The sequence below is a fragment of the Silvanigrella sp. genome, from assembly GCF_044369315.1.
In the GTDB taxonomy this organism is placed as follows: domain Bacteria; phylum Bdellovibrionota_B; class Oligoflexia; order Silvanigrellales; family Silvanigrellaceae; genus Silvanigrella.
Genome location: NZ_JBIPMD010000213.1, coordinates 1 through 5445, shown reverse-complemented (window position 1 = coordinate 5445; position 5445 = coordinate 1). Strand labels below are relative to the sequence as shown.

Below are 5445 nucleotides of genomic sequence, written 5' to 3'. Positions count from 1 at the left end.
CTTCTTCTAAATGCAACTCCGATGAAAAATTAAGTATCGAAAAATTAGGAATATTTGGGGCTGGCCTACGTGCAGCCCATTATTCGTTTTGGCATGAACTAAAAGAGCTACCAACTTTAGAAATTATGGCAGATAATTATATGTATTTAAATGGTGGGCCTGGTTTATATCATATGCGACGCATTACAGAACGAACGCAAACCGTTGTTCATGGAGTTGGTTTAAATTTAGCCTCCGCTTTCGGCTTAAATAAAGATTATTGTTATTTATTAAAAAATCTATGTGACTCTATTCAGCCTAAAGTTGTTTCTGATCATCTTTGTTTTTCTGCGAACCCGACTCATAATAGTTTTGATCTTTTACCAATCCCCTTTACATCTGTTACTTTAAATTTACTTTGTGAAAATGTAAATATTATTCAAGACATTTTAAAAAGACAATTTTCAATAGAAAATATTTCTTCTTATATTTCATATAATGAAAGTACATATTCAGAAATTGAATTTATAAATGAGATATGTAAAAGAACAGGATGTGGCGTTTTATTAGATGTAAATAACATATACGTTTCTGCATTTAATCATGGCTATGACCATATGAAAGAAATTGAAAAAATAAATCCAAACTATGTAAATCAATATCACATTGCTGGCCACTCTAAAATGGATGATTATTTATTTGATACACACGATTCCTTAGTTTGCGATCCGGTTTGGGATCTTATGAAATGGGCATTAAAAAATATTGGAAGTCGCCCTGTTATTATAGAAAGAGATGATGATATTGCTCCATTTCATGAAATTATTTATGAAATTAATTATGGAAATAGAATATCATGACAATAAATGATCTTAAAAAAATCCAAAACTTTTTTTTAGAAACGGTAACATCTAATCCAAATATAAATATTCACGAAATTCTTGAAAAAAAAGAAATGGATATTTTTGAGAAAAAAACGGCGCATAGACTTGAAGCGTATCGTGTTTCTTATTATAGCAGAATTTCATCTGTATTTTCAGAGACCATTTTTAAACTAGCAAGTTTGTTATTTGGCAAAAATTTAATTAAAGATTTTTTAATAGAATATTTTTATCAAAATCCTTCACCAAACCACATGGAAGAGTCTATTCGAAATTTTCCAAACTTTCTTGAAGAGCAAGAAGAAATTCAGGAATGCCCATTCGTTCCCGATTTTATAAGGCTATGCATAAATATTTCTGATATTTTAGCTGCCCCAAATCCAAATGAGTTGTTACTTATAAAAAATACAACAACAGTTCCCCAGCCAAACGAAATTTTTCTACAAGAGGAACATATCTTATTGCAATCACAATGGCCTATTTTTCAAATGTATTGTTCTGCAAAAAATCTTTCTGAATTATCCGAATTAGAAAGCACAACCGAAGAATTATTAGAAGAAAAAAGAATTGAAGAATTAACCTCAATAAATAATACAAATGAATCTATTTTAATATTTAAAAGTTGTGAATGGAGTTTAGAAACTATTTTAATTCCAGAAGAGTTTATTTCTATTATGGATGGCTTATCAAAAAAACAAAACATTGAAGATGCAATAGAACAAGCAGACATAAATGAAGATCTTTTTGATATTTCAAAACTATCGAATTGGATGTCTTTAATGACAAAACACTCTGCATTTATGACGAAGTGAAATTTAAAAACCATTTCATAATTTGAAAATGATCCGCATATATTTGATTTTCTAATAAATGAATATCATCTAATAAAGTCCATTCCACATGCTCCGAATTTTTTCCTGGTAAAACAGTTGGTAAATTTTCATGATTTAATTGAAAATAAAATGTATTTGATTTTTGCATGCCAATGGGATAACGATCCGAATAATCAAATATACGTTGATTCAATAATTTAAAGTTTAATTTATTGTTGAAGTTTTTAAAAATAATTTCATTTAAAATACTATTTTGTGGATCAAATTGATTAAAGTCTTCTATTTCTGGCATTGAAAATAAATTTTTCCGTAATATTTGTTTACTTTTAACCAATAATACATAATTGTTACAAACTATAAAAACATTAGAAACTTCACTATTCAAATTTAATTTTTTATTTAATTTCATTTTTTGAATATAAATATATTTTTCTTTTATTATTTTAAAAGCCATTTTTTTACGATAATTTTTAAGCCAGTTTGAAATAGGCTTTGGCATTTTATCATAAGCCGATTTTAAATTTTCTGATAAAAAGTACGATTTTCTGATATCAGTTGCATTAATTCCCTTAAAATTTCCTGTTTCTAAAAAAACCCATTGCGGAAATACTTTTAAATAATAAGATGAAGAATCTTTTTCATGACCAATAATGGCAATGGGAAGATGGGAATCAATCAATTTTGCAACTTCACCTTTTACATTTTGAATCCATAATTGTTCACAATATAATCTATCTCTTACATAGATAAAATCAATTCTATTTAATTGTTGTTTTGTTAAACAAGATTGAATCATTTGAATTCGCTCTTCTACACTCCAAGGACCTCTTATTGAAGGAGATAGATAAGCTCCACCTAAAACAAGAATAAGTCGATGCGATTTTTGCAATGCAGATATAATGCTGTTTAAATGCCCATTATGAAAAGGCTGGAACCTGCCAATATAAACACTTGCTGCATAAGGATATTCTTTTAAATTTGTCATTTTTAAACCTCGTACTTTTAACATACAATTTAGATGTATAATAAAAAATAGAGTCTTCCTAGTGCTTGACACTTATATATAACAGTAATACAGTTGTGCGACCATTCGTTTTGTTGACGAATGCTATATTTCTAATCACTAGAAGGAACTCTGTTATGAACTTTGCTTCAACAAAAAAATGGGCACTCATTGCAGCTCTTGCATGTTCACCATTGCTCGCTATGTCTGCAAGCGCTGCGGAACCTGCTGCAGCTAAAAAAGACACACCTTCTGCCACAACAAGCAAGAAGGGTTCTATGACTTTTAAAAATGATGAAGACAAAGCAAGTTACATTATTGGACATGAAATCTCTTCTAGTCTCAAAGGCGGCGAATTTAAAGTAAATAAATCGGTACTTTTAAAAGCGATTGAAGAAGGTTTAAATGGAAAAGAGTCTGAAATTAGCCAACAAGACTCCCAAGCATTCATGCAAAAATATATGACTGAGCAACAAAAAATCCGTGGAGATAAAAACTTAAAAGAAGGCGAAGCTTTCTTAAAAGCAAAAAAAGCAGAAAAAGGAATTGTTACATTAGCTAGCGGCCTTCAATACAAAATCGTAACAGAAGGCAAAGGCCCAAAACCTAAAGCAACAGATACGGTTACAGTAAATTACGAAGGTACACTCATTAATGGAAAAGTATTTGATAGTTCTTACCAACGCGGTCAGCCTGTTTCTTTCCCAGTAAATGGTGTTATTAAAGGCTGGACAGAAGCTCTACAACTTATGCCAGAAGGTTCTACTTGGATGCTTTATATCCCTGCAAACCTTGCCTATGGCGCACAAGCTCCTTCACCTGCAATTGGTCCAAACTCAACTTTAGTATTTAAAGTGAATCTTGTTTCTATTGCAAAACCAGCTCCTGCAACAACACCTGCACCTGCAAAAACTGCTGAAGCTGATAAAAAATAATTTTATATTTTTTAGATAATTTACCCTCAATTCATTTTTTGAATTGAGGGTTGTTTTATTTATATTCTAAGCATTTACTTTCATTATCACAGAATGATAATTTACCATTCTCAAAATGATAATATGTGTTTTTAAATAAACTTTTTACTCCAAAACAAAAAAAATACGCTTTATTTCTTTCTTTAATTTTAAATACATCACTTGATTCATTATCAAAAGAAAATCTAAAACTGGAACTTTCTATTTTTCCTGAAGACTGAGTACCTACAAATTTCATTTCACCAGAACACTTAAAAGTAAAGTTTTCCTTTTTATCTGTATAAAAATACTTTATAGATGAATCTTTATTTAAAGAAACAGAAGATAAATCTAATTTATATTGAATATCATCTTTTTCCTTTTCCCAAATAGCAAATAAAGAAGTATTTTTTTCTTTCGTTTTTATATTATTATTGTTATTAGCGTTGCTATTATCCTCTTTTTTTCCACAGGAAATAAAAGCTAAAATTGCTAAGATATATATAAAATTTTTTTTGAGCATATAACGTAAACTCCTATTTGAATACCATAGACAATAATACTGATCTCATTTTTAATTACACAATTAATTAAAACAATCAATAAACCATTTAAAATATAAACAAAATACATATATTATTATAAATTAAGAATTGTTTTATAATAATATATGTATTTCATTTTTATATTTATAAGATGATTTATTTCAAAATTACATATTGGTTAATATAAAATTAAGAAAGAATGGCACTTTTATATTTACCTTTTTTAAAATTTTTCCTCATGATATAAAAAAAGTTCAAAGAATATTCGGCAGAGTATGCCATCTAAAAGCACAAAAATTACATAGTAATTTTTCATAAATCCCAGAGGAGAGTAGTTTATGTATTTACAAAATCGTCTTGCTAAGTTAGTGGCTACAGGTACTTTAATTAGCTTTTTAGCTGCGTCATGTGGTAAAACAAATTCAACAAATAACCAACCACAATCAGCAGATACAAATCCTGCACCCGCTTCAGCGGCAACAACACCTCCTCAACAAAAAGCATCCTATTTAGGTGTTTGGAGAGAAATAGATAAGGATGGAAAAGAATTAGACACTGTTATTAAAGTAACAGAAACGACTGCTCAATCCTGTACTTTAGGAAACAAACCAGAAGAAAAAGCAAAAGTGGAAGAGTTTTCAATCAACCCATTAAATTCAACTTCATTCCAAAGACTTTCCGAAGATAAACAAAAAGTTTTAGAGACTTATAATTACTCTGAATCGGACTCTAGCAAGTACCTTGAGAGGTCAACGGAACGAAGCAGCAGCACAACCACTTCTGAGCAAACCACATCCAGCACAACAGTATCAGCTACAGCAACTACAACAGCAAACACTCCTCTTAGCACAAAATTTATTGCTAAAGAAACAACAGTCGAAACAGATCAATTAAAATCATGTTTCCCTGATCCTACAAAACCAGATCCTACAAAACCAGATCCTACAAAACCAGATCCTACAAAACCAGATCCTACAAAACCAGATCCTACAAAACCAGATCCTACAAAACCAGATCCTGTAAAACCAAGTACACCTATTGTCTCTACTTTTAAAAATATCATTGATATTGTTAAACAAACAGATCAAAAAGTAAAGGCAACAAATAATGTGGGTGAAAAAATTGTTGCAGGATTTGAAGCTGCAGGCCAAGTAGCATGTCAGTTCCCAAAGACAATTGGACTATTCCCACAGTCATTGAGACCAACCGATTCAAGTTCCGTTGCTCCTTTCTGTCATTTCTCATAGATTT

At 30.1% G+C, this 5445-nt stretch carries 6 protein-coding genes; 4 read left to right on the top strand and 2 right to left on the bottom strand.

Annotated elements, in window-relative coordinates:
* Together ACIQ56_RS13825 and ACIQ56_RS13820 are read left to right on the top strand one after the other, a co-directional pair.
* On the top strand, positions 1-839 hold an 839-nt coding region (locus tag ACIQ56_RS13825; RefSeq protein ID WP_397601634.1), incomplete at its 5' end, for a DUF692 domain-containing protein.
* On the top strand, positions 836-1672 hold the full coding sequence (locus tag ACIQ56_RS13820) for a hypothetical protein (protein WP_397601633.1): 837 nt from the start codon (positions 836-838) through the stop codon (positions 1670-1672). The genes ACIQ56_RS13825 and ACIQ56_RS13820, both read left to right, overlap by 4 nt.
* Here ACIQ56_RS13820 and ACIQ56_RS13815 read toward each other — a convergent pair.
* The gene (locus ACIQ56_RS13815) at positions 1659-2678 is read right to left on the bottom strand and encodes an adenylyltransferase/cytidyltransferase family protein (RefSeq protein WP_397601632.1); all 1020 of its coding nucleotides are present in this window, start codon (positions 2676-2678) and stop codon (positions 1659-1661) included. The genes ACIQ56_RS13820 and ACIQ56_RS13815 overlap by 14 nt on opposite strands.
* 155 nt (positions 2679-2833) lie before the next feature.
* On the opposite strand from ACIQ56_RS13815, the gene ACIQ56_RS13810 reads away from it, so the two are divergent.
* On the top strand, positions 2834-3631 hold the full coding sequence (locus ACIQ56_RS13810; protein WP_397601631.1) for an FKBP-type peptidyl-prolyl cis-trans isomerase: 798 nt from the start codon (positions 2834-2836) through the stop codon (positions 3629-3631).
* 55 nt (positions 3632-3686) lie between these two features.
* On the opposite strand, the gene ACIQ56_RS13805 is transcribed toward ACIQ56_RS13810, so the two are convergent.
* Positions 3687-4172 (bottom strand): hypothetical protein, encoded by a 486-nt coding sequence (locus tag ACIQ56_RS13805; protein WP_397601630.1) that lies wholly within the window; start codon positions 4170-4172, stop codon positions 3687-3689.
* Positions 4173-4532: 360 nt separating this feature from the next.
* On the opposite strand from ACIQ56_RS13805, the gene ACIQ56_RS13800 reads away from it, so the two are divergent.
* Complete coding sequence (locus ACIQ56_RS13800) at positions 4533-5441, top strand: hypothetical protein (RefSeq protein WP_397601629.1); 909 nt, start codon at positions 4533-4535, stop codon at positions 5439-5441.
* Positions 5442-5445 lie beyond the last annotated feature (4 nt).

What these genes read in the sequence shown, in the direction of transcription:
- ACIQ56_RS13800 (WP_397601629.1), top strand. Translation starts at nt 4,533, where the DNA reads ATGTATTTACAAAATCGTCTTGCTAAGTTAGTGGCTACAGGTACTTTA.
- ACIQ56_RS13820 (WP_397601633.1), top strand. Translation starts at nt 836, where the DNA reads ATGACAATAAATGATCTTAAAAAAATCCAAAACTTTTTTTTAGAAACG.
- ACIQ56_RS13810 (WP_397601631.1), top strand. Translation starts at nt 2,834, where the DNA reads ATGAACTTTGCTTCAACAAAAAAATGGGCACTCATTGCAGCTCTTGCA.
- ACIQ56_RS13815 (WP_397601632.1), bottom strand. Translation starts at nt 2,678, where the DNA reads ATGACAAATTTAAAAGAATATCCTTATGCAGCAAGTGTTTATATTGGC.
- ACIQ56_RS13805 (WP_397601630.1), bottom strand. Translation starts at nt 4,172, where the DNA reads ATGCTCAAAAAAAATTTTATATATATCTTAGCAATTTTAGCTTTTATT.